Genomic DNA, 220 nt, shown 5'->3' with positions numbered 1-220 from the left:
CCGCGGTGAATACGTTCCCGGGCCTTGTACACACCGCCCGTCACACCACGAGAGTTTGTAACACCCGAAGTCGGTGGGGTAACCTGGGACAAAACTTAACCTCTTATTATAAATATAGGAAGTTAAGTTTTGTCCTAGGAGCCAGCCGCCTAAGGTGGGACAGATGATTGGGGTGAAGTCGTAACAAGGTAGCCGTATCGGAAGGTGCGGCTGGATCACC

At 52.3% G+C, this 220-nt stretch carries 1 rRNA gene; it reads left to right on the top strand.

The features are described 5' to 3' along the window. Nucleotides 1-220, top strand: a 16S ribosomal RNA gene (locus TR08_RS29225); the annotation flags it as partial.

The sequence above is a fragment of the Neobacillus niacini genome, assembly GCF_000759675.1.
Lineage (GTDB): Bacteria > Bacillota > Bacilli > Bacillales > Cytobacillaceae > Neobacillus > Neobacillus niacini_A.
The sequence above is the reverse complement of the archived record's forward strand: the minus strand, read 5'-3'. Positions and strand labels throughout refer to the sequence as shown.